This is a genomic window from Paenarthrobacter sp. NPDC018779 (assembly GCF_044391085.1).
Lineage (GTDB): Bacteria > Actinomycetota > Actinomycetes > Actinomycetales > Micrococcaceae > Arthrobacter.
This window is the reverse complement of record NZ_JBIRZS010000004.1, coordinates 60,994-82,202: the sequence shown is the minus strand read 5'-3', so window position 1 is coordinate 82,202 and position 21,209 is coordinate 60,994. Positions and strand designations below refer to the sequence as shown.

Here is a 21,209-nt window from a genome sequence, read left to right as displayed (position 1 = left end):
TGCGCGGGGATAGCGCGTTTCGATGGGAATGCGCTATCCCCGCGCGCAGCGGCCAGATCATCTTTTGACCAGCGGAAATCATTACTTGACGGGTGACGTGGGTCACTGTATGTTTACGTAAACCTCTTCTATGTTCACGTAAACATGAACGGATTGGATTTAAGACAATGTTGTCGAATACGAACGCATCGTCGCGTCATCGCATCGCAGCGGCAATCGCCGCCTCTACCCTCGCACTAGCAACACTTCCCCTCCTATCCCCAAGCACTATCCCGGTCGCTGCCGCTGCCGGGGAAGTACTCGTCCTCACTCCCAACCCCGCACAGGCCGGTCCGGCATTCAAAGGCTGGGGTACCAGCCTCGTCTGGATGGCCAACGCCACCGGCCAATACCCCGAAGCCATCCGGAACGATCTGATTGACAAGGTCTTCGGTGATGACGGCCTCAACCTCAACATCGCCCGCTATAACGTAGGCGGCGGCAACGCCAGCGACATCCCCGATTATCTGCGCCCTGGCGGAGCGGTTCCTGGCTGGTGGAACCCGAATGCCGGTCTCTCGGACCAATCAGGGCCCATCACCACCAACTACGCTGACCGGGACCGTTTCCTGGCTGCCTGGACCGGCGAGAACGCCTCGGACTACAACTTCGACGCCGATGCCTCCCAGCGTGCCTGGATTGCGGCCATCAAGGACAAAGTCACCACCTGGGAGGCATTCAGTAACTCGCCGCCCTACTTCATGACCGAAAGCGGCTACGTCAGCGGCGGCACGGATCCCAACGCCGACCAGATCAAGCCCGCGGCCATCGGCAAGTTCGTCAACTACGTCAAAAAGGTAGCTGAACACGTCGAGCAAACCGAAGGTATCCATTTCGACACCATCAACCCCCTCAATGAGCCCAACACGAACTACTGGAAAACCACCATCGGTGGCAACGGACTGCCCAACGGTGGTGGCCAGGAGGGTGCCCACGCTGGCCCCGCCCTGCAATCCCAGGTGCTGACCGCCATGGCTGCCGAGCTCGCCGAGCCAGGCACCACCACCGATGCCAAGGTCTCCGGTCCGGATGAAACATCGCCCAGCCGCTTCCTGGAAGACTGGAACGGCTGGACTCCTGAAGCCAAACAGGCCGTCAGCCAGCTGAACGTCCACACGTACTCCACCGGTGACCGCCTCGCGGTTCGGGACGTCGCCAAGGCAACGGACAAGCCCTTGTCCATGAGCGAAGTGGAAGGCAACTGGGGCGGTGACTCCTGGAACCCGGACAGCATCGAGAACGGTCTGGGAATGGCCACCCGCATTACCGATGACCTCCGCGAGCTCGATCCTGAGTCCTGGGTACTGTGGCAGCCGGTTGAAGACCTTTACAACATGGAACTCGGCGAGAAGAAAAACTGGGGATCTGTCTTCATTGACTTCGACTGCAACGCCGAGGGCAACTCCGTGCGGCGCCTGGCCGACGGTGCCGCTGATCCTTCGTGTCGCACCAAGGTGAACTCGAAGTACAACACGATCCGGAACTTCACCCACTACATCGCACCGGGTGACCGCATCATTCCCACGAGCGACGGCAAGACCACCTCTGCGCTGAAGTCCGATGGTTCCGGTCTGGCCATGGTCCACACGAACGACTCCGACCAAGCCAGGACCATCAAGGTGGACTTGTCCAAGTTCGCCACAATCGCTGCCGGAGCCACCGTCACTCCTGTAGTTACTACCGAGTCTCCTTCAGGCAACCCGACTGCGAATGCCTTGGTGAGCGGCAGCCCTGTGGCCATTGATGCTGGATCGCGTTCCGCAACGCTGACCGTACCGGCCAAGTCTGTGACCACATTCGTGGTGAATGGAGCATCGGGGGTCGCCGCCGATGCGCCTGCAGTCCAGGACGGTCAGTCCTACAGCTTTGTTGGTGTCCAAAGTGGACGCGCAGTGACTGCTTCTGATGGCTCTCCCAAAACAGTTCTCAGCGATTCCATTGCAGGCGGGAACCAAGTATGGAAGGCAACGCGGATCGCTGATGAAGATGGCACCACCCGTGACCGTTTTGTCCTGAGGCTCGCTGACGGCCGCGCCCTGGGTGCTGATGCCAACGGCACTACGCTTCGCACCATCACTGACGAGGAAGCCCGCACGGATAGCTCCTGCCAGTGGCTCTTCAGCACCACGGACGGTGCCTCGTTCAGCCTCCTGAACGCAGGCGTCCACCAGGTCTTGGATGTTTCGAACCAGTCCACGCACGAAGGTGCCTGGATCGGGCTCTGGACCTCCAATGGTGGGGCAAATCAGTCCTTTACCTTCAGGAACGCCAGCGAAGGTACGGGCTACAACAGCTTCCGGCCCGGCCAGGACTGGCGGGACAACAACGGCAACCTCATCCAGGCCCACGGTGGGCAGGTAGTGACCTCCAAGGATTCCGAGGGCAAGACCATCTACTACCTGTACGGCGAGGACCGGACCAATGGCTACCACTCATCCCCGGGTGTGCACGGCTACAGTTCGTACGACCTCTACAACTGGAAGGATGAAGGGGTAGTCCTCAAAGCGATGTCCTCCGCGGACCAATTCACCAGCGATCCCTACTTCCAGAACCTGTACTCGGGCTACTCCACTGAGCAGAAGAATGCCGTGTACCGTGACCTCGGAACCGTGCCGTCAGGAGACAGGCTGCCCCCGATCCTTGAACGGCCAAAGGTCATCTACAACAAGGCGACCAACAAGTGGGTCATGTGGGTCCACGCCGATGGTCCAACCGATCAATACAACGTCCAGTACGCCAAGGCCAACGCTGGTGTTGCAATTTCGGATTCACCGTTTGGTCCCTTCCGCTACATCGACAGCTACCGCCTCCACAAGGCAGCTTCCGGCGATCCCACCAACTTCGCACCGAACAACCCCGGCATGGCCAGGGACATGAACCTGTTCGTGGATGACGATGGCACCGGCTACATCATCTACTCCAGCGAAGAGAACAAGACCATGTTCATCTCCAAGCTCAACGCTGACTACACCAACTTGTCCGCTTCGCCGGATACAGCTGTGGAGGGCGTCGACTTCCGGCGGGCTTTTGTGAACGTATCCCGCGAATCACCGGCTATCTTCAAGTACCAGGGCCGCTATTTCATCATCACCTCGGGAACCACCGGCTGGTCGCCGAATCCCTCAGAGTACGGCACGTCAACCAGCATCCTGGGAGAATGGACCCAGCTGCCGAATCCGTTCAGCAGCGACGTGGCGTGGAATTCCAACAACTCGCAGCCTTCGTCCGTGATCCCGGTGGATGCGGCGAACGGCAAGTTCATCTACATGGGTGACCGCTGGAACGGGGGATCGGACCAAGCACTGGCAACCGCGCCAATGGTCTGGCTGCCCATCCAGATGGGCGAAGGCGGGAAGACCATTAGTATCCTCTCGCCTTCCGAGTGGAAACTTGAGGATCTTGACGCCAACGCAGCGTGGAACGTCACGGGAGTGCCAACCAGCCTTTCCGTTGGTGCAAGCTTCAATGTCAATTCAGTGTCCGTTACCCAGAATGGCCGGAGCTCCACTCAGGCTGTGACCTGGCAGGTCACCGGCAACACCAATACCGTTGGTGTCATCACCGCTACCGGCACCCTTCCCGGCTTCGGTAACCGGACCTTCACCCGCACTATCCCGGTCGTTCCGAACGGTGTCCGCTACGCAGTCAACGCCGGAGGAAAGCAAACTGCCGACTGGACAGCGTTGATGGCGGCGCCAGGCGTGGCGGGAGCGGCACTCAATAGTGCCGCAGACCAGCCCTATGGCGTTGATCCGGCAACGGGGAAGACCTGGGGCTACGAAAGTGAAGGAAGTGGAGTCTCCGGAACCGTCGAGGGCAACATCTTCACCACCCTCCGGTATGCCGCAGGTGGCCGTGATTTGACGTATAAGTTCAATGATCTCGCTCCGGGCACCTACACGGTCTATGCCGGGTACTACGATCCCTGGGCACAGTGGGATGACCGGGGGGCGAAGGTAATCGTCAACGGTGCTGTGGTTGAAGCTGACCACGATTACAGCGGGGACTACCAGTCCGCTGCCTACCAGAACGTCACGGTGGGAACGGATGGAAAGCTGACCTTCTCGCTGACACCGACGCGGGGGCCGGATGTGCAACTGAGCTGGCTGATGATCGCAAACCCGGTTCCGGCCGCGCCGCAGCTGAACGTCACGGCCGTGGCCAGCACTAAGTGCGTTGCCGGAAAAGTCACGGTGACGGCGCAGCTGACCAACAACGACACCAAGTCGGTCCAGGCCACCTTCACGTCGTCCTACGGCACCAAGTCCTTCGCTGAGGTCAAGCCGGGTAAGAACGCGGTCCACGCATTCACCACCCGTGCCGCTTCGGTACCGGCAGGCACCGTAGCCGTTGAAGCCAAAGCCACCGTGAACGGCCAACCCGTCACAGTGACAGCAAACGCCGCCTACAACGCAGCATCCTGCAACTAACCTGACGCTGGTGGCCCGCCCGATGGTGGGCCACCAGCTTCTTTTACCCTCTCTTCCCGGCCGGTTTGCCGGGCTTACGTGAAAGAAGCATGAAAAGTGAACCGACATAAATTCCTGGCCCGCGGTGCAGCTGTTTCCACTGCTGCGGCGCTGTTGCTGGGTGTCGCCGGGATGGCGATGGCCGACCAAAACCACGGCGATCAGGACGTGGATGTCAACGTCGGCATTACCGAAGTCGTCGACGGCGGTGTGCTGGCCATGAGCGTCGCAGGCACGGCCACGGCACTGACCGAGGACGGTTCCACGCCGGCTGTGCGCCAGTTCAAGGGCACCCTGCCTACCGTGACGGTGACCGATACCCGGTCTCCGGATGAGATCCCTCCCGGTGCCGGCTGGTATGTGCTGGGTACCTCAACGGATTTCGCCGGCGGCGCGGGACAACCGGCCATCAGCGCATCACACTTGGGCTGGGCACCGCGAGTCATCGACGGCGGTGAGTCCGGTCAGGTGACCGAAGGTGACCGAGTGGACACATCGATGGATTCCGGTAGTAATGCCGTGGGTCTTGTGGACCAGGAGTTGCTGGCGTTGACGCAGAACTCGGGTGCGATTGCCTCGGAAGGACAGTGGACAGCCAACGCTGACCTCTTCCTCCGCACGCCCGCAACAGTCGCCCCTGGCAACTATGTGGCCAAGCTGACGCTGTCCCTGTTCGAATAGTACCGGCGGAGGTATCTTCAGCTTATGAGGTCCCCAACCCTCGAACTGTCCGATTACGGACTTCTGCGACGCTGCGCCATCGTGGCAAGCATTGTGGGAGCTGTTGTCTGTGCGAGTTTCGCTTCTGCGACCAGCAGCTTTGCCACCACCGGAGATGCGACGGATAGTCCGGTCACCTGGGCCGTGACTCCTGCGGATTCAGCGGGCCCTGACGGCCGCTCATGGGTTGAACTGGAACTCGATTCCGGGACGAGCGTTGATGACCATTTGGCGGTCAGAAACCTCAGCGACAGGGAAGTCACTTTTTCCCTCACCGCCGCCGATGGGTATTTCACTCCGACAGGGCGCTTCAATATGCTCCCTGGTGACAAACAGTCGGTTGCTGCAGGTACCTGGATCTCCATGGACAAGACTGTCACCGTAGCGGCGGGAGGTACCGCCGTCGTGCCGTTCAAGGTGACTGTTCCGGACAACGCGACACCGGGCGATCATGCAGCGGGAATAGCTGCCTCTATCTACTCACAGGGCGGCTCGGACGGGACACAACTGGGCGTGGAAAGCCGCGTTGGGTTCCGTGTGATGACCCGGGTCAAGGGAGAGGTCAAAGCTGCGCTCAGCATGAAGGCAACCGCGAGCTACGATACGTCGTGGAATCCCCTGGAGCCGGGATCCGCTGACCTTACCGTTGACCTGGAGAATACGGGCAACGTCCGCCTGTCGGTGGATCCCTCCACCATGGTTAATGACGCCCGGTGGCCGGCTGCCGGGACCGAAGAAGCCAGAACTCTAGAATTGCTGCCCGGGGACCGTCGAACCGTCAGTATCCACGTACCTCACGTGTGGCCGCTGGGCATCATGACTTTGCCGGTGACGGTGTCACAAGGGGTGGTTGCCCCGGACGGGGCCACCCAAGCGCTGGATCCCGTGCAGGAAAGCGTGACGTTATGGGCGATTCCCTGGCCGCAGCTAGCCGTCCTTGCTGCTTTGATGCTTCTGTTTGCGGGCCTTTTCTGGGGGCGCAAGCGGCGGAAGAAGGAGCTGGTCAGGCTGGTCGAAGAGGCCCGCGAGGCCGGGCGTCGGGAAGTGGCTACGCCCTGATATCCGGGTGCGAGCCGTGCTCCCGAAAAAGTGTTGAAAACCAGCAAAAGAACCCTTGTCAAAAGCACTCATGTTTACGTAAACTTCTTGCAGTTCGATGTTTACGTGAACATTCACAAAGAATATTGATCAGATCAGGCAATTTTCTGCTCCCACAGCCCCACACTTGAGCTGTCTCACAGTGCGCCGGCAGATGTTGGACAGTCTCACGAAGAACCACGATCCAAAGGAGTAATCATGGCTATAAATCTTGGCCCGTTCCAGGCGGCGGAAGGCGCCGGTCCAGGACGGCGAACCTTCCTTAAGACTTTGGGGGTCGGGGCAGTCGCTGCGGCGGGCATCCCTATGTTGTCAGCCTGCACCGGCGGTTCAGCGCCCATGTCCGGTTCCACATCCAAGAGCCTCACCTTTGGCTCGGGTTCATCGGACGAGGTTCCCCGCGCTGCCTACAAGGCGGTAACGGACGCCTTCACGAAGAAGTCGGGCTTCGACGTGGTGACCAACGTGGTTCCCCACAACGACTTCCAGAACAAGATCAACTCCTACCTGCAGGGCAGCCCGGACGATTCCTTCACTTGGTTTGCCGGTTATCGGATGCAGTACTACGCAGAGAAGGGTCTGCTGGCTCCCGTCGACGACGTCTGGGAGAAAATCGGCGGCAATTTCTCGGACGCCATCAAGAAGGCTTCCACCGGCCCTGACGGAAAAATGTACTTGGTCCCCAACTACAACTACCCGTGGGGCTTCTTCTACCGGAAGAGCTTCTGGGCCGAAAAGGGCTACGCAGTTCCGGCCACTTTCGACGAGCTGACCACTCTGGCTGCCAAGATGAAGGCCGATGGAATCATTCCGATCGGCTTCGCCGACAAGGACGGCTGGCCGGCCATGGGAACGTTCGACTACATCAACATGCGGCTCAACGGGTACCAGTTCCACGTCGACCTCACCGCGCACAAGGAAAGCTGGGATCAGAAGAAGGTCAGCGACGTCTTCGATACCTGGAAGGAACTCCTGCCGTTCCAAGACCCTGCGGCCCTGGGCCAGACCTGGCAGGATGCAGCCAAAGCCCTCGAGGCCAAGAAGACCGGTATGTATCTCTTGGGTTCATTCGTGACGCAGCAGTTCACGGATCCCACGGTACTGGCGGACATCGACTTCTTCCCGTTCCCGGAGATCGCCGTTGAAGGAACTGACGCCGTTGAGGCTCCGATTGATGGCCTGTTGCTGTCGAAGAAGGGTGGCGAGAATCAGGCGGCCCGCGACTTCCTTGCCTTTATGGGAAGTCCGGAAGGTCAGGACGCTTACGCGGCCGTAGATACTTCCAACATCGCAACAGTGAAGGGCGCTGACACGTCCAAGTACTCTGCTCTGAACAAGAAGTGTGCGGACACCATTGCGAACGCGAAGTACATCAGCCAGTTCCTGGACCGCGATGCGTTGCCGGCCATGGCCAACAACGTCATGATTCCGGCTCTTCAGTCCTTCATCAAGGATGGAAGCGTCGATGTGAAAAACCTGGAAGCGCAGGCAAAGTCGCTCTACGCGGCCCAGTAGCGTAGGGCTGCTCTGGCCATACGGTTGCTGGTCAACCAGCCAGGCTTCCCGAGCAATGGTCGGCCGCGGATCACACCGCGGCCGGCCAGCGCGCGACGAATACCAAAGGAATTCCCATGAGTACCACAGCCGAAAAACCGGCCTCCCCGAACAGCGGACCCCCTACAAGCGGTGCCCGCGCAGGGACAGCACACGCCCCGTCGGCAAATGCCGGACGAAAGCGCAAAAAGTCCGGGCGGGTTCGTCGCCTAAGCCGTCGCGACAAAATCGTCCTTGGCATCATGGTCGGCCTTCCAACGCTCATTCAGCTGCTGTTCGTTTGGTTGCCCACTCTGGCCTCCATTGCACTGAGCTTCACCCGATGGAACGGGCTGGACGTGGCAGACATCAAGTCAGCCGGGACGGAAAACTATGAGTTCATAAGCCAGAACTACCCACCGTTCTGGCCGGCTATGCAGCACAACGTGCTGTGGCTGGCTTTCCTGGCGTTGATTGCAACGCCGCTGGGCCTTCTGCTCGCGGTGCTTCTGGACCAGAAGATCCGGGGAAGTAAGATCTACCAGAGCATCTTCTTCACGCCTGTCATGCTCTCCCTTGCATTGATCGGTATCATCTGGCAGCTCTTCTACAACCGCGACAGCGGTCTGCTGAACTTCCTGCTCGGGACGGCCGGCACACCCCAGGCAGTGGACTGGTTCGGCGACTCGAACGTCAACATCTGGGCTGCCATGATCGCAGCAACATGGCGCCATGCGGGCTACGTCATGATCCTTTACTTAGCCGGCCTGAAGGGTGTGGACCCCGCCCTCAGGGAAGCTGCATCGATTGACGGCGCCAACGCGGTTCAGACCTTCTTCCGCGTAGTCTTCCCTGCAATGCGCCCGGTCAACATCGTGATCGTGGTCATCACCATCATTGAGTCCCTCCGCGCCTTTGACATTGTCTACGTCATCAACCGCGGCACCAACGGTCTTGAACTGCTGAGCGCCTTGGTGATCCAAAACCTGATCGGTGAAGGACAGGTGATCGGCGTCGGTTCAGCGCTGGCCGTGGTACTTCTGGTGATTTCCTTGGTACCGATTGTCTTCTACCTCATCCGCACCTTCGGCAAGGAGAAAGAGGCATGAGCACCATCGCCCGCACCCTTCCTGTCCAGACCGGCAGGACCGGCAAGACCGGAAAACGCCACTATGGCACGCACATCTTCCTCATCGTTATGGCCGCCATCTGGCTGATACCGCTGCTCTGGTCGCTCTATACGGCGCTCCGTCCCAAAGAAGACACCGACAAATACGGCTACTTCAGCTTCGGGGGCAGCTTCGGTTTCGAAAACTTCGTCCAGGCCTGGAACCAAGGAGGATTCTCGAAGTACTTCCTGAACTCAATCCTGATCACGGTTCCCACCGTCCTGCTGACGCTTCTCTTCGCGTCCATGATGGCTTTCGCAGTATCGCGTGTGAGCTGGAAGTTCAACATCACGCTGCTGATCATGTTCACCGCCGGTAATCTCCTGCCACCGCAGGTCCTTGCAGCGCCGTTGTTTGAGATGTTCAAGCATGTTTCCTTGCCGTACTCAGTCAGCGACTCCGGGAATCTGCTCAATACCTACATAGCCGTCATCATTGTGGACACTGCTTTCCAGATCGGCTTCTGCACCTTCGTGCTCTCCAATTACATGAAGGCCCTTCCGCAAGACCTGACCGAAGCCGCTTTGGTGGATGGCGCTGGTATCTGGCGGCAGTACTGGAACATCATCATGCCACTCTGCCGTCCGGCACTCGCGGCTTTGGGTACATTGCAAGTCATCTTCATCTACAACGACTTCTTCTGGCCCTTGCTGTTCATCCAGAGCGGTGACAGGCTGCCGATCACCACCGCCGTTAACAACCTTCAGGGGCAGTTCTTGAGCAACTACAACCTGATTGCGGCAGGTGCCATGATCACCCTGATTCCCACCATGATCATCTACCTGGTCCTGCAACGACAGTTCGTGGCCGGGCTTACCTTGGGAGCCAGCAAGGGCTAGCAGTAATCTACGGCGTAGCTGCGGGGGGGAGGGTTAGCCCTTGTCCGCAGCTACGCGCTTTTTCCGGGCTGACGGACGCGCACTGACTGCGGAGCCGCAGTGCTTTCGCGCACCACCATGCTGGTGGGCACAACGGTGAAATTATCTACCGATCGCGTGCCCGCAATTTGCTGAAGCAGGTTTTCGATGCTGAGGCGGCCCACTGCGTAGAAGTCCTGATGGATGGTGGTCAGAGGCGGCCAGAAGGACGTGGACTCGTCCAGGTCGTCGAATCCCACAACGCTGACATCTTCCGGAATGCTCCGGCCCTGTTCATGCAAGGCGCGCATGGCACCCAGGGCCATTTGGTCATTGGCGGCGAAAATGGCGGTCACATCCGGGTTGCCCGCGAGCTCTCGGCCGATTTGGTAGCCGGATTCAGTGGACCAGTCGCCATGGAGGACCGGAGGGGCCTCAATACCGGCTTCTTCCAATGTCCGCTTCCATGATTCTTCCCGGTGCGTGGCCGAGAAGGACGTTGTGGGTCCACCAATATGCCACACCTGTTGGTGGCCAAGGTCAAGCAGGTGCTGCGTGGCGAACCGTGCACCCTGGGCCTGGTCGGTATCCACCATGGGATAGCCGAAACCGGCGTTGGAATCGATCACCACGGCCGGGAGGTCCTCAGGAAGGGTTATGTCAGCTTCATCCAGGAGATGGGCCTCGAAGATAACGACGACGCCGTCCACTTGCTGTTCCCGCAGCCTTTCGTAGGCTCCGGATACGGTTCCGGTGGTGGGATCCTGGACGGGGATGAGCGTCACGGAATAGCCAGCCTGCGAGGCAGCCGTGGCGATGGCGTCCAGGGTACGCATGTTACCGAAGCTGGAAAGGGTGAACATGATGACGCCGATGGATTTGAACTGGCCACTCTTGAGCGCACGCGCGGCCCTGTTGGGCCTGTAGCCGAGTTCCTTCATGGCGTCGAGGACCTTGTTCTTAGTGGATTCTTCGACGTTGGTGAGTCCGTTGGAAACCCGGGAAACGGTCTGGGCGGAGACGCCAGCGGCCTTTGCCACGTCCCCGATGGACGGTCCCCTGGTGGCGCGCTTCTTGGCCGCGAGCTTGCGTGACTCCCTGGACGTTCCCGCCGGAGTCCCGATGCTTGTGTTCTCCTGATCCATGTTCACCTAAACAAAGGTACTGTCACTTTCCGTCCCGTTGGCACAAATATGTCCAAGTGTTGCCGTCTGGCTTCCAGTGCCGCAACAGCCGGGAGGTTGGCCTCGGCGAGTTCCGGCCCCTTGGCGTGAGCCGCGGCCAAAGGTTAACGGGGCAGTCCATGGATCGAGGAACAGGCCATTCCGGGGAAGTCCAAGACCTCCGCGCTGGCGGTAGGAAAGCGGGTGTTTAAAGCGGTGCGAATACATCGAGCTGTCGGCGGGCTTCGTCAAGTGTCTCGAGGATGGAGATGGTCTCGTCCAGAGTATGGATGGGTGATTCAGTACGGCCTTCGCCAACGAATTGTGCCAGTGCCGTCGCTTCCCAGGACAGCCCCGCCATGGACGTCACCCCGGTGGGATCGTTCCACACCATCGCGTCACCATCATTGCCCGCGAGGCGGAAGGTGGTAGGCATGTAGAAGGAACCGTCTATCTCGATTCTCGCATGCGTGCCGGCGATGACTGCTGTGGACGGAGAGCGAACGGCAAGACTGGTGGTGAGAGTGGATTGGACGTTATGCCCATGTCCAAGCACAAGAGTGGAGTAGGCATCGACGCCGGTATCGAGGAGGCCGCCGATCGCGGTGATCGATTTTGGCGCACCCAGTACCATCGAATCCAGTTGTACAGGGTAGATGCCGAGGTCGAGCAGTGCCCCTCCGCCCAATTCGCGGCGGTGAAGGCGATGATCCGGGTAGCCAGGAATGGCCTGACCGTGATCGGCCACCACAGAACGGACCTCCCCGAGGAACCCGTCGTTGACGAGGGTGCGAACAACGGAAGTCTGCGGTAGGTAGCGGCTCCACAGCGCCTCCATCAGCAGCACTTTGGCGTTTCGAGCCGCCGCGGTCAGCGCCCTGGCTTCGTCGGCAGTGGTCGCCATCGGCTTTTCGATCAACGTGTGCTTTCCGGCAGCGACGGAGAGGCGCCCGAGCGTTAGGTGCTCGCTTTGCGGCGCAGCTACGTAGACCACGTCAACCTGGGGGTCAGCACGAGTTGCTCGTACGAGTCATAGGCCCTTGCAATACCGTGCTGAGCCGCGAACGATCGCGCACGGTCAGGAGACCGGGAGCCAACGGCGACGAATCGTTGGTCAGTGTGCTTGTGCATGGCAGACACGAACAGGTCCGCTATCCATCCCGGCGCCAGCAGCCCCCAACGCAACGCAGGGGCGTCTGTGCCGGGGGGGAAGAGTTGAGGCTTGGGAAACGTGGTTGGAAACATCGGTGGCTTATTCCTTCAATGTGCGCCGTGCTGCGCATCGCAACTCATGGGACAGGCAACAGCGTTGGGGAAAGCGAAGTGGCGTAGGAGTGTCCTGGGCGTTGATATTGCGGCCGGTGCCACCGGGTGAAACCAATCTTCAGGACAATCCAATTAACTCTGGAGCTTACACCTAAATAAACAATAACTACCAAAATAGAACATTCCGATCGGCGGCTCACGCCTCTTCGGCGGTGCCGACTCTTGACAATGACGCCCCGATAATCCTTCAATGTTTACGTAATCATTCGTCGGTGCGGACGATTTCGGGTGTTGGTGGGGCACTGCCTGGCAGCTGGTCGCTGCACCACGAGCACCCTAGAGATCGTGAGAACCACTCCATGGCACACCATCTACGTCTGTGGGCGGGGGGCGCGGCTACTCACCGGCACAGTCTTGTCCAGCGCCCCCGTGATGGCCGCCGAGGCGCCGATAGCAAAGACCCTGATTATCGGGGTTGACGGGGCAGCATTTGATTCGCTGGGCCCGGCAGAGATGCCCCGGTTGGATGCGTTGCGTGCTCGTGGCACAACATCGGTCAGCAACCTGTATGCCTCGCCAATGGCGGCCATTGTCCGGGCCGGGATGGGCATCCATCGCCACCGGCGTCTGGCCGGACAAACACAACGTCCTGGACAACGGGTTCGGCTCTCCACAATTTGGCGCTTACCCGGACTACCTCACACGCATCAACACGGCATCACCGTCGCGCAAGACCGCGGCAATGGGAACATGGGAGCCCATTACCGCTACCATTTTCGGTCCGGGCGTGGACGTGCGGACCAAGTTCTCCACTGATGCGGACACCACCACAGCCACAGTGGACGCAATCTCCAGTGGCTCAGTGGACGATCTCTTCTTCTATCTGGAGGACGTGGACACCGCGGGACACCGCGTGGGCACCAGCGGGGCTGACTACGGCGCGGCTCTTGCCAGCGCAGACGCAAGGATTGGCCAGGTCATGGACGCGGTGGCGGCACGCCCAGCGAACGAGGAATGGACGGTTGTTGTCACTACCGACCACGGTCACACCCCCACGGGAGGTCACGGCGGAAGCTCCGCGGGGGAGCGGCGTGTATTCACCACGATGGTTGGCAAGGGAATCGCCGCCAACGTCACCCGTTATGATGCCAAGCTTGTGGACGTTGCCCCCACCATGATGGCCGCCGCGGGCGTGCCCGCGAAGTCCGAGTGGAATCTCGACGGAACATCCATTGGCAACCTCACCTCGGACGCCTTCGACTCCCTGCGCCCAGTGCTGCAGCCCGGCGTCGATGAGTCCGCGATCCCCGCGGGCACTCTCGGGTGGACCAAGACCACGCCTGAGGGGTGGTCCATCGACAACTCGGCGATGCCCACCGGTGGGACTGCGGAATGGCGGGGGTGGACCTTTGCCACGGATGACTTCTGGACAGCGTCCGATCGCGATCAGCGCCGTGAAACCACGGTACGTGGCCGCGACGTGATCGCGGTGGCTGACTCGGACGAATGGGACGACAAGCAGCACGAGTCCGGTCAGTTTGACTCAACGCTGGTCAGCCCCGCCTTTGCCGTTGACGGCCTGCGACGCGCGAGCCTGAGCTACGCCACCAACTACGCCATTGACGGCCCGCAGTCAGCCACGGTCACGGTAACCTTCAATACCGGAGCCACCCAGACGCTGAAGAGCTACTCCACGGCTACGAACACGGTGGAGAAACTGCCCTTCACAGTGCCCGCAGGAGCCACGACGGCGCAGTTCCGGTTCCGGTACACGGGAGAGAACAGCTCCTTCTGGGCCGTGGACGCGGTGGGCCTTCACGACGCGATCGAGGCGTCCGACATCCGCTATGTGGTCAACGCCGGCGGACAGCAGACATCTGACTGGCTCTCGTTGACCGGGGCGGCTGCCCTTGACGGCGGTCTCCTCAACAGCGCGGCCGATCAGCTCTTCGGTACAGACCCAATCAGCGGAGCGCCCTGGGGATACGAAAGCTCCGGCAGTGGGAGCAGCGGCGCATCCAGCGGAGACATGTTCTCAACGTTGCGGTACGCGGTGTCCAGCCGGGACCTGAGCTACCGCTTCGGAAACCTTCAGCCGGGTAAGTACACGGTTCACGCGGGGTACGCAGATCCCTGGCCTTGGGATAATCGCGGCGCCAAGGTGACCATTAACAACGAGGTCCGCGAAGCCGACCATGACTACTCATCGGAGAACCAGACCGTGGTCTACGGCGATGTCACCGTTGCCGAGAATGGCGAATTGACCTTCACACTCAGCAAGATGCGCTCCTCTGATGTGCAGTTGAGCTGGCTCATTGTCAGTGCCGCCAACTCCGGGGAAGCCGGTAACCCGCCCACGCACTCGGCCACCACCGCCATGCGATGCATCGGAAACAGGGCCTACCTGACGGTTTCCCTGCAGAACATCACGGCCGAGGCGCTGACCATCGCAGTGAATACTGCCTACGGATCCAAGTCCTTTGCCTCGGTAGCACCGGGAACGAGCGCTTCGATCGCTTTCAACAGCCGCGCTGCAGTCCTCCCGGCCGGCTCCGTCAGTGTCGTATCGGGCGCAACGAGTGAGTCGGCGGGCTTTAACGGGCCGGTGTGGCCGTGCTTTTGCGCACCACGAGGCGCGTTGGCACGGTTGTGACGCCGCTGGCCGGACTGTTTCCGGCGATCTGCTGAAGCAGCTTTTCTATGCTGAGCCGGCCCACCGAATGGAAGTCTTGACGGATGGTGGTCAGGGGAGGCCAGAAGGACATGGATTCCTCGAGGTCATCGAATCCCACGATGCTGACATCCTCCGGTATGCGGCGTCCAAGTTCATGAAGAGCTCGCATTGCCCCAAGGGCCATCTGATCATTCGCAGCGAAGATTGCCGTGACTTCGCGGTTTCGGCCCATTTCCATTCCCACCTGATAGCCGGATTCGGTGGACCAATCGCCATGGAAGACAGTGGGCGCTTGGATGCCTGCCTCGTCCAGTGTCCGTCGCCAGGACTTTTCCCTATGCATGGCCGAAAAGGAGGATACTGGCCCCCCGATGTGCCAGACCTGTTGGTGGCCAAGATCCAAGAGGTGTCTGGTAGCAATCCGGGCGCCTTCAGCCTGGTCCGTGTCAACCATGGGATACCCGGACCCGGGAGTGGAGTCGATGACAACGGCGGGAAGGTCCTCTGGCAAGGTCATGTCCTCGCGATCGAACAGGTGTGCTTCGAAGATGATGACCACCCCATCCACCTCCTGCTCGCGGAGCCGGTTGTAGGCACCTGTCACTGTTCCTGTGGTGGGATCGTGGAGGGGTATCAGGGTCACCGAGTAGCCCGCCTGTGACGCGGCAGTGGCAATGGCATCCAACGTACGCCGGTTGCCATGGGTCGAGAGATTGAACAGAATGACGCCGATGGATTTGAATTGGCCGCTCTTGAGCGCCCGGGCGGCCCTATTGGGCCGGTAGCCCAGTTGCTTCATGGCATCGAGAACCCGCTGCTTGGTCTTTTCTTCAACATTCGTCAGTCCGTTTGATACGCGGGACACAGTTTGGGCGGAGACGCCGGCTGTCCGCGCTACATCCGCTATTGACGGGCCACGAAGGGCGCGGGAGTTTCTGAGCGGAGGCGGACCGCTGCCCCTCGTCGTGTCGACCGGGTTCTGATTCTCCGTTGCATCCCCTTGTATGTTCACCTAAACATGCTAATCTTCTTTCAAGAATGTTTGCGTAAACATAGTGAGAAGAGAAGAAACTATCATGACAACGACGTCGCCCGTGGCCGACGCCCTACCCTTGGTCCGAACCCGGAAACGCGCAGGACGATGGATGGGGTGGGCATTCGTTGGCCCGTTCATGGCTGTGTTCCTGCTGGTATTCGTGGCGCCCGTGCTCTACGCGTTCTACTTGAGCCTCTTCCAGAACCAAATGGTGGGCGGCGACAAGTTCGTTGGGGGAGCCAACTATCTTCAGGCCCTCGGGGACCCCCAGTTCTGGGACTCCGTGATCAGGGTGGCGGTCTTCCTGGTGGTTCAGGTTCCCATCATGTTGTTCCTGGCCCTGTTCGCAGCCTTGGCCTTGGACAGCGGCCGTCTCCGCGCGTCGTCGTTCTTCCGTATCTCGGTGTTCCTCCCATACGCAGTCCCCGCAGTAGTGGCCACGTTGATGTGGGGATTCATCTACGGCCCGCGGTTTGGCCTGTTCGGCAGCATCAACGACTTCTTCGGGCTGGACCTTGCCGAGCCCCTCTCCTCCAGTTGGATCCTCGCTTCGATCGGAAACATCAACACCTGGGAGTTCACCGGGTACAACATGCTGATTTTCTATTCGGCACTGAAGGTCATCCCTGCGGAACTGTACGAAGCAGCAAACCTTGACGGAGCAGGCACGTTCCGGGTGATCCGGAGCATCAAGCTTCCGTCCATCCGCGGCGCAATCGGCATAGCGAGCATCTTCTCGGTCATTGGCAGCTTCCAGTTGTTCAACGAGCCGAACATCCTCAAGGCGCTGGCGCCGAACTCCATCAGCTCCTACTTCACGCCCAATATGTATGCCTTCAACCTCTCGTTCGCAGGGCAGCAGTTCAATTACGCCGCGGCGATCTCCATCATCATGGGCGTCCTCACCGTGGTGGTCGCCTACGTCGTCCAAATCTCCGGCTCGCGAAAGGATGCCTAGCCCATGTCCGTACGTTTGAGCCCAGCCCATTCCAGCGATATCTCGCCCAAACCGACACCGGCGGCAAGGCCCCGGCGATCACCTGCGCCTAGGTTGAATACCCGGCGCCACGGCGTCACCCGGAAGCGCTCGTCCGTTCTGCTCACCATCCTGATGGGGGTCATGGCCGTGTACGCACTTCTTCCCTTGTTCTGGCTCGTGGTCAATTCCACCAAGACGCAAACCTCCCTTTTCAGCTCGTTCGGCCTGTGGTTCTCCGGGGACTTCGCACTGTGGGACAACATTGTGGGCACCCTGACCTACAACGACGGCGAATTCCTGCGCTGGCTTGCCAACACCATGCTCTACGTGGTGGTGGGTGCCGGCGGGGCTACGTTCCTTGCCACCCTGGCCGGCTATGGACTGGCCAAGTTTGATTTCCCCGGCAAGCGTGGCGTCTTCGCAGTTGTTCTCGGTGCCGTGGCTATTCCAGGCACGGCGTTGGCAGTCCCCACCTTCCTGATGTTCAGCCAAATGGGGCTCACCAACACCCCGTGGTCCGTCATCATTCCGTCCCTGATCAGTCCGTTCGGGCTCTACCTCGTGTGGATCTACGCCATCGAGTCCGTACCAACGGAAGTACTGGAGGCAGCCCGCATGGACGGGGCGGGGGAGTTCAGGACCTTCTTCACCATCTCGCTAAGAATGCTGGCACCGGGCTTCATCACCGTCCTCCTGTTCACCGTGGTGGCCACGTGGAACAACTACTTCCTCCCCTTGATCATGTTGAGCCAATCAACCTGGTACCCGCTCACCGTGGGGCTCAACAGCTGGAACGCCCAAGCGACCACGGCCGGAGGCGAGGCCATCTACAACCTCGTCATCACCGGATCACTGCTCACCATCGTGCCCATCGTGGGGGCGTTCCTCTTCCTCCAGCGCTTCTGGCAGTCGGGACTGTCTGCCGGAAGCGTCAAGTAACAAGGCCCGACGACGGCGACCTTCCGCCGTCGTGCATCTCCCACATCGCATCTGAAAGGCACTCATTCAATGAAGAACAACCATCGCTTCCGGCGGGTGGCCACTGCCGCCCTGGCGGCCAGCCTCCTGGTAGGCGGCCTCTCCGCCTGCAGCAGCTCCGGAACCACCGCAAACGCCGGGGCCGAAGGCGCCAGTGCCGAGGACATCGCCAAGGCGCTGGACACGGAGACCACCCTCACGGTGTGGGGCTGGGCTCCGCAGCTCGAGCCGATCGTAGAGGCCTTCGAGGCCAAGTACCCCAAGGTCCACGTCAACCTGGAGAACGTGGGAACGGGCAACGCCCACTACACCAAGCTGCAGAACGCGGTTAAGGCCGGAAGCGGTGCTCCGGACGTTGCACAGATCGAATACAACGCCCTGCCCCAGTTCGCGCTGTCCGACGCTTTGGTGGACCTGAAGGAATTCGGCGCCGAGGAACTCAAGGACAACTACACCGAGTCCACATGGGGGTCCGTGAACCTCAACGGTGGCGTTTACGCCCTCCCGCAGGACTCCGGCCCCATGGCCATGTTCTACCGTGCGGACGTCTTCGAAAAGCACGGCATCAGCATCCCCACCACGTGGGATGAGTACGTTGAAGCCGGCAAGAAGCTCCACGCTGCGGATCCCAAGGCATACATCACCAGTGACACCGGCGATGCCGGTTTCACCACCAGCATGATCTGGCAGGCCGGCGGCAAGCCCTACACGCTGGACGGAAGCACCAAAGTAGCCGTTGATCTCCAGGATGAAGGCGCCAAGAAGTGGACCGGCACCTGGAACCAGCTGCTCAAGAACGATCTCCTCTCGCCCGTCACCAGCTGGAGCGACGAATGGTACAAGGGCCTCTCGGACGGAAGCATCGCCACGCTGATCATCGGCGCATGGATGCCCGCAAACCTCGAATCGGGTGCGGCAGGCGCCAGCGGTCAGTGGCGGGTAGCCCCAATGCCGACCTACGAGAAGGGCGCAGCAGCAACGGCTGAGAACGGTGGCGGTGGCGACGCCGTACTGAAGCAGAGCAAGAACAAAGCTGCAGCTTACGGCTTCCTCCAGTTCGCCAACGGCCCTGAAGGATCCAAGATCCACGCTGCTAACGGTGGCTTCCCCTCCACCAAGGCTGATCTTGAGAGCGAATCGTTCCTGAACGCTGAAAACGCCTACTTCGGCGGCCAGAAGATCAACGAGGTCCTGGTTCAGGCTTCCAAGGACGTGGTTCCGGGTTGGAGCTACCTTCCGTTCCAGACCTACGCCAACAGCATCTACAGCGACACCGTTGGCCAGGCCTACGGTTCCAAGGGCGATCTAAATGTTGGCCTCAAAGCCTGGCAGGACGCCACGGCCAAGTACGGCCAGCAGCAAGGCTTCACCGTTACCACCAAGTAAGACGTGGCGCGGGTCCAGGGTCACCCCCTGGGCCCTGGACCCCGCTCCACCATTCCAGATTGGATTTCCCCTATGCCAACCTTCACCATCGGCGAGCAGGACTTCATGCTCGACGGTCAGCCCCATCGGATTCTCTCCGGCGCTTTGCACTACTTCCGCGTCCATCCGGATCAGTGGGCGGATCGTATCCGGAAGGCCCGGCAAATGGGGCTCAACACCATCGAGACTTACGTTCCGTGGAACGCCCACGCTCCATCCCCGGAGGTTTTCGACACCTCGGATGGCTTGGATCTAGGACGCTTCCTGGACCTGGTGGCCGCCGAAGGGATGCACGCGATTGTTCGCCCTGGGCCATATATTTGTGCGGAGTGGGACAACGGGGGCCTTCCCGCCTGGCTGTTTGACCGCGGCGCTGCGGCCATCCGAGCCGATGATCCCGTTTACATGGCAGCCCTCACCGAGTATCTCGAGCAACTCGCGCCCATCCTGGTTCCGCGTCAGATAGATGCCGGCGGCCCGATCATCCTGATCCAGATCGAGAACGAATACGGGGCTTACGGTGCCGACCGGTTCTATCTGGAGAAGCTCGTGAAGGTCAACCGTGAAATTGGTCTGACCGTCCCGTTCACCACGGTTGACCAGCCCCAGGACGACATGCTGGCCAACGGCAGCCTGCCGGAACTGCACAAAACAGGCTCGTTCGGTTCCCGTTCAGCAGAGCGGCTTGAAACACTTCGCCGCCACCAACTCACCGGGCCCCTCATGTGCTCTGAATTCTGGGTGGGCTGGTTCGATCACTGGGGCGCCCACCACCACACCACCACCGTGGAGCAGTCCGCCAACGATCTGGAGGTGCTGCTGGAGCTTGGCGCATCAGTGAACATCTATATGTTCCACGGCGGCACCAACTTTGGATTCACCAACGGCGCAAATGACAAAGGCGTCTACCAGCCGATCGTCACCAGCTACGACTATGACGCCCCGTTGGACGAAGCCGGAAACCCGACGCCGAAGTACTGGGCCTTCCGAGAGGTCATTTCCAAATACACACACCTCGACGACGACGACGTTCCTGCACCGCCCCAGCTTGGCTCGGTACTGTCCGTAAATCTGACGCAATCACTGCCGCTGTGGGATTGCCTGGACCGGCTCGGGAAGTGGACCTCGCACGAGGGAATCCGCTCCCACGACGAGCTGGGCCACTACTCCGGTTTCACTCTCTACCGCAGAGGAATCGAAGTGTCCGGTCCTTCTGTGCTGGAGTTCGACGAAGTACGTGACAGGGCGCAGGTCTTTCTGAACAGGGTGCCGGTGGGAATCCTCTCCCGGGATCACCATGAAAGGTCCCTGGCGCTGCCCCATGACGCGGTTGGCACTCTGGAAATCCTCGTGGAGGACCAAGGACGCGTGAACTACGGTCCCCGTTTGGGGGAGTCGAAGGGTCTGATCGGGAATGCCCGGATCAACGGAGAAACTTTCTGGAACTGGGACATCCTTCCCTTGGAACTCGACGACGTAATCCCGCTCTCAGAGGCGTTGGAGGAACAACCCTCCCTTCCTGACATGCCGGTGTCCGGGCCGGTCTTTGCCCATGGGACTTTTGACCTCCCCGGCGGTGGCGATACCTTCCTTTCCACCAAGGGCTGGACCAAAGGAGTGGTGTGGGTCAACGGCTTCTGCCTAGGACGGTACTGGTCCCGAGGACCGCAGGCCACGCTTTACGTTCCAGGCTCCCTCCTGCGGAAGCACGGCAACACCATCACCGTGCTCGAACTCCAAGCAGCCACCCGCAGCACCGTTTCCTTCGTGGCCAGCCACGATCTGGGCCACACGGAGTTCTGA

14 protein-coding genes are annotated in these 21,209 nt (G+C 60.4%); 11 read left to right on the top strand and 3 right to left on the bottom strand.

The genetic code is table 11. The annotated features are described in order from the left end of the window. Nucleotides 1–167: 167 nt before the first annotated feature. The 6 genes from ACH488_RS06670 to ACH488_RS06645 all read left to right on the top strand — a co-directional run bounded on the left by ACH488_RS06670 (nt 168) and on the right by ACH488_RS06645 (nt 9,867). Complete coding sequence (locus ACH488_RS06670) at nt 168–4,469, top strand: family 43 glycosylhydrolase (protein WP_397323056.1); 4,302 nt, start codon at nt 168–170, stop codon at nt 4,467–4,469. A 96-nt stretch (nt 4,470–4,565) separates the two neighbouring features. After that, entirely contained in the window at nt 4,566–5,189 is a 624-nt protein-coding gene (locus ACH488_RS06665; protein ID WP_397323055.1) for a hypothetical protein, read from the top strand. Nucleotides 5,190–5,213: 24 nt separating this feature from the next. Then, a complete protein-coding gene (locus ACH488_RS06660) occupies nt 5,214–6,287 on the top strand; it encodes a WxL protein peptidoglycan domain-containing protein (RefSeq protein ID WP_397323054.1) in 1,074 nt (357 codons plus the stop codon). A gap of 237 nt (nt 6,288–6,524) precedes the next feature. Then, the gene (locus ACH488_RS06655) at nt 6,525–7,841 is read left to right on the top strand and encodes an ABC transporter substrate-binding protein (RefSeq protein ID WP_397323053.1); all 1,317 of its coding nucleotides are present in this window, start codon (nt 6,525–6,527) and stop codon (nt 7,839–7,841) included. A 116-nt stretch (nt 7,842–7,957) separates the two neighbouring features. Continuing rightward, nucleotides 7,958–8,968 carry a carbohydrate ABC transporter permease gene (locus tag ACH488_RS06650; protein ID WP_397323052.1) on the top strand — a complete coding sequence of 337 codons (1,011 nt, stop codon included), beginning with the start codon at nt 7,958–7,960 and terminating at the stop codon, nt 8,966–8,968. After that, on the top strand, nt 8,965–9,867 hold the full coding sequence (locus tag ACH488_RS06645) for a carbohydrate ABC transporter permease (RefSeq protein ID WP_397323051.1): 903 nt from the start codon (nt 8,965–8,967) through the stop codon (nt 9,865–9,867). The genes ACH488_RS06650 and ACH488_RS06645 overlap by 4 nt, the downstream gene beginning before the upstream one ends. Nucleotides 9,868–9,917: 50 nt before the next feature. Here the strand turns inward: ACH488_RS06645 and ACH488_RS06640 are convergent, their stop codons facing one another. Both ACH488_RS06640 and ACH488_RS06635 read right to left on the bottom strand, forming a co-directional pair. Continuing rightward, a complete protein-coding gene (locus ACH488_RS06640) occupies nt 9,918–11,030 on the bottom strand; it encodes a LacI family DNA-binding transcriptional regulator (protein ID WP_397323050.1) in 1,113 nt (370 codons plus the stop codon). A 226-nt stretch (nt 11,031–11,256) separates the two neighbouring features. Continuing rightward, nucleotides 11,257–12,042: a Gfo/Idh/MocA family protein gene (locus tag ACH488_RS06635; protein ID WP_397323049.1), complete on the bottom strand. Its 786-nt coding sequence runs from the start codon at nt 12,040–12,042 to the stop codon at nt 11,257–11,259. A gap of 840 nt (nt 12,043–12,882) precedes the next feature. On the opposite strand from ACH488_RS06635, the gene ACH488_RS06630 reads away from it, so the two are divergent. Continuing rightward, nucleotides 12,883–14,967: an alkaline phosphatase family protein gene (locus ACH488_RS06630; RefSeq protein ID WP_397323047.1), complete on the top strand. Its 2,085-nt coding sequence runs from the start codon at nt 12,883–12,885 to the stop codon at nt 14,965–14,967. On the opposite strand, the gene ACH488_RS06625 is transcribed toward ACH488_RS06630, so the two are convergent. Then, entirely contained in the window at nt 14,909–16,000 is a 1,092-nt protein-coding gene (locus tag ACH488_RS06625; RefSeq protein ID WP_397323046.1) for a LacI family DNA-binding transcriptional regulator, read from the bottom strand. The genes ACH488_RS06630 and ACH488_RS06625 overlap by 59 nt on opposite strands. Nucleotides 16,001–16,064: 64 nt before the next feature. On the opposite strand from ACH488_RS06625, the gene ACH488_RS06620 reads away from it, so the two are divergent. The 4 genes from ACH488_RS06620 to ACH488_RS06605 all read left to right on the top strand — a co-directional run bounded on the left by ACH488_RS06620 (nt 16,065) and on the right by ACH488_RS06605 (nt 21,209). After that, a complete protein-coding gene (locus tag ACH488_RS06620) occupies nt 16,065–16,982 on the top strand; it encodes a carbohydrate ABC transporter permease (protein WP_397323045.1) in 918 nt (305 codons plus the stop codon). Nucleotides 16,983–16,985: 3 nt separating this feature from the next. Further along, a complete protein-coding gene (locus ACH488_RS06615; RefSeq protein ID WP_397323044.1) occupies nt 16,986–17,942 on the top strand; it encodes a carbohydrate ABC transporter permease in 957 nt (318 codons plus the stop codon). Nucleotides 17,943–18,011: 69 nt separating this feature from the next. Further along, complete coding sequence (locus ACH488_RS06610; RefSeq protein ID WP_397323043.1) at nt 18,012–19,367, top strand: ABC transporter substrate-binding protein; 1,356 nt, start codon at nt 18,012–18,014, stop codon at nt 19,365–19,367. A 72-nt stretch (nt 19,368–19,439) separates the two neighbouring features. Then, nucleotides 19,440–21,209, top strand: a complete 1,770-nt coding sequence (locus ACH488_RS06605; protein WP_397323042.1) for a beta-galactosidase — start codon at nt 19,440–19,442, stop codon at nt 21,207–21,209.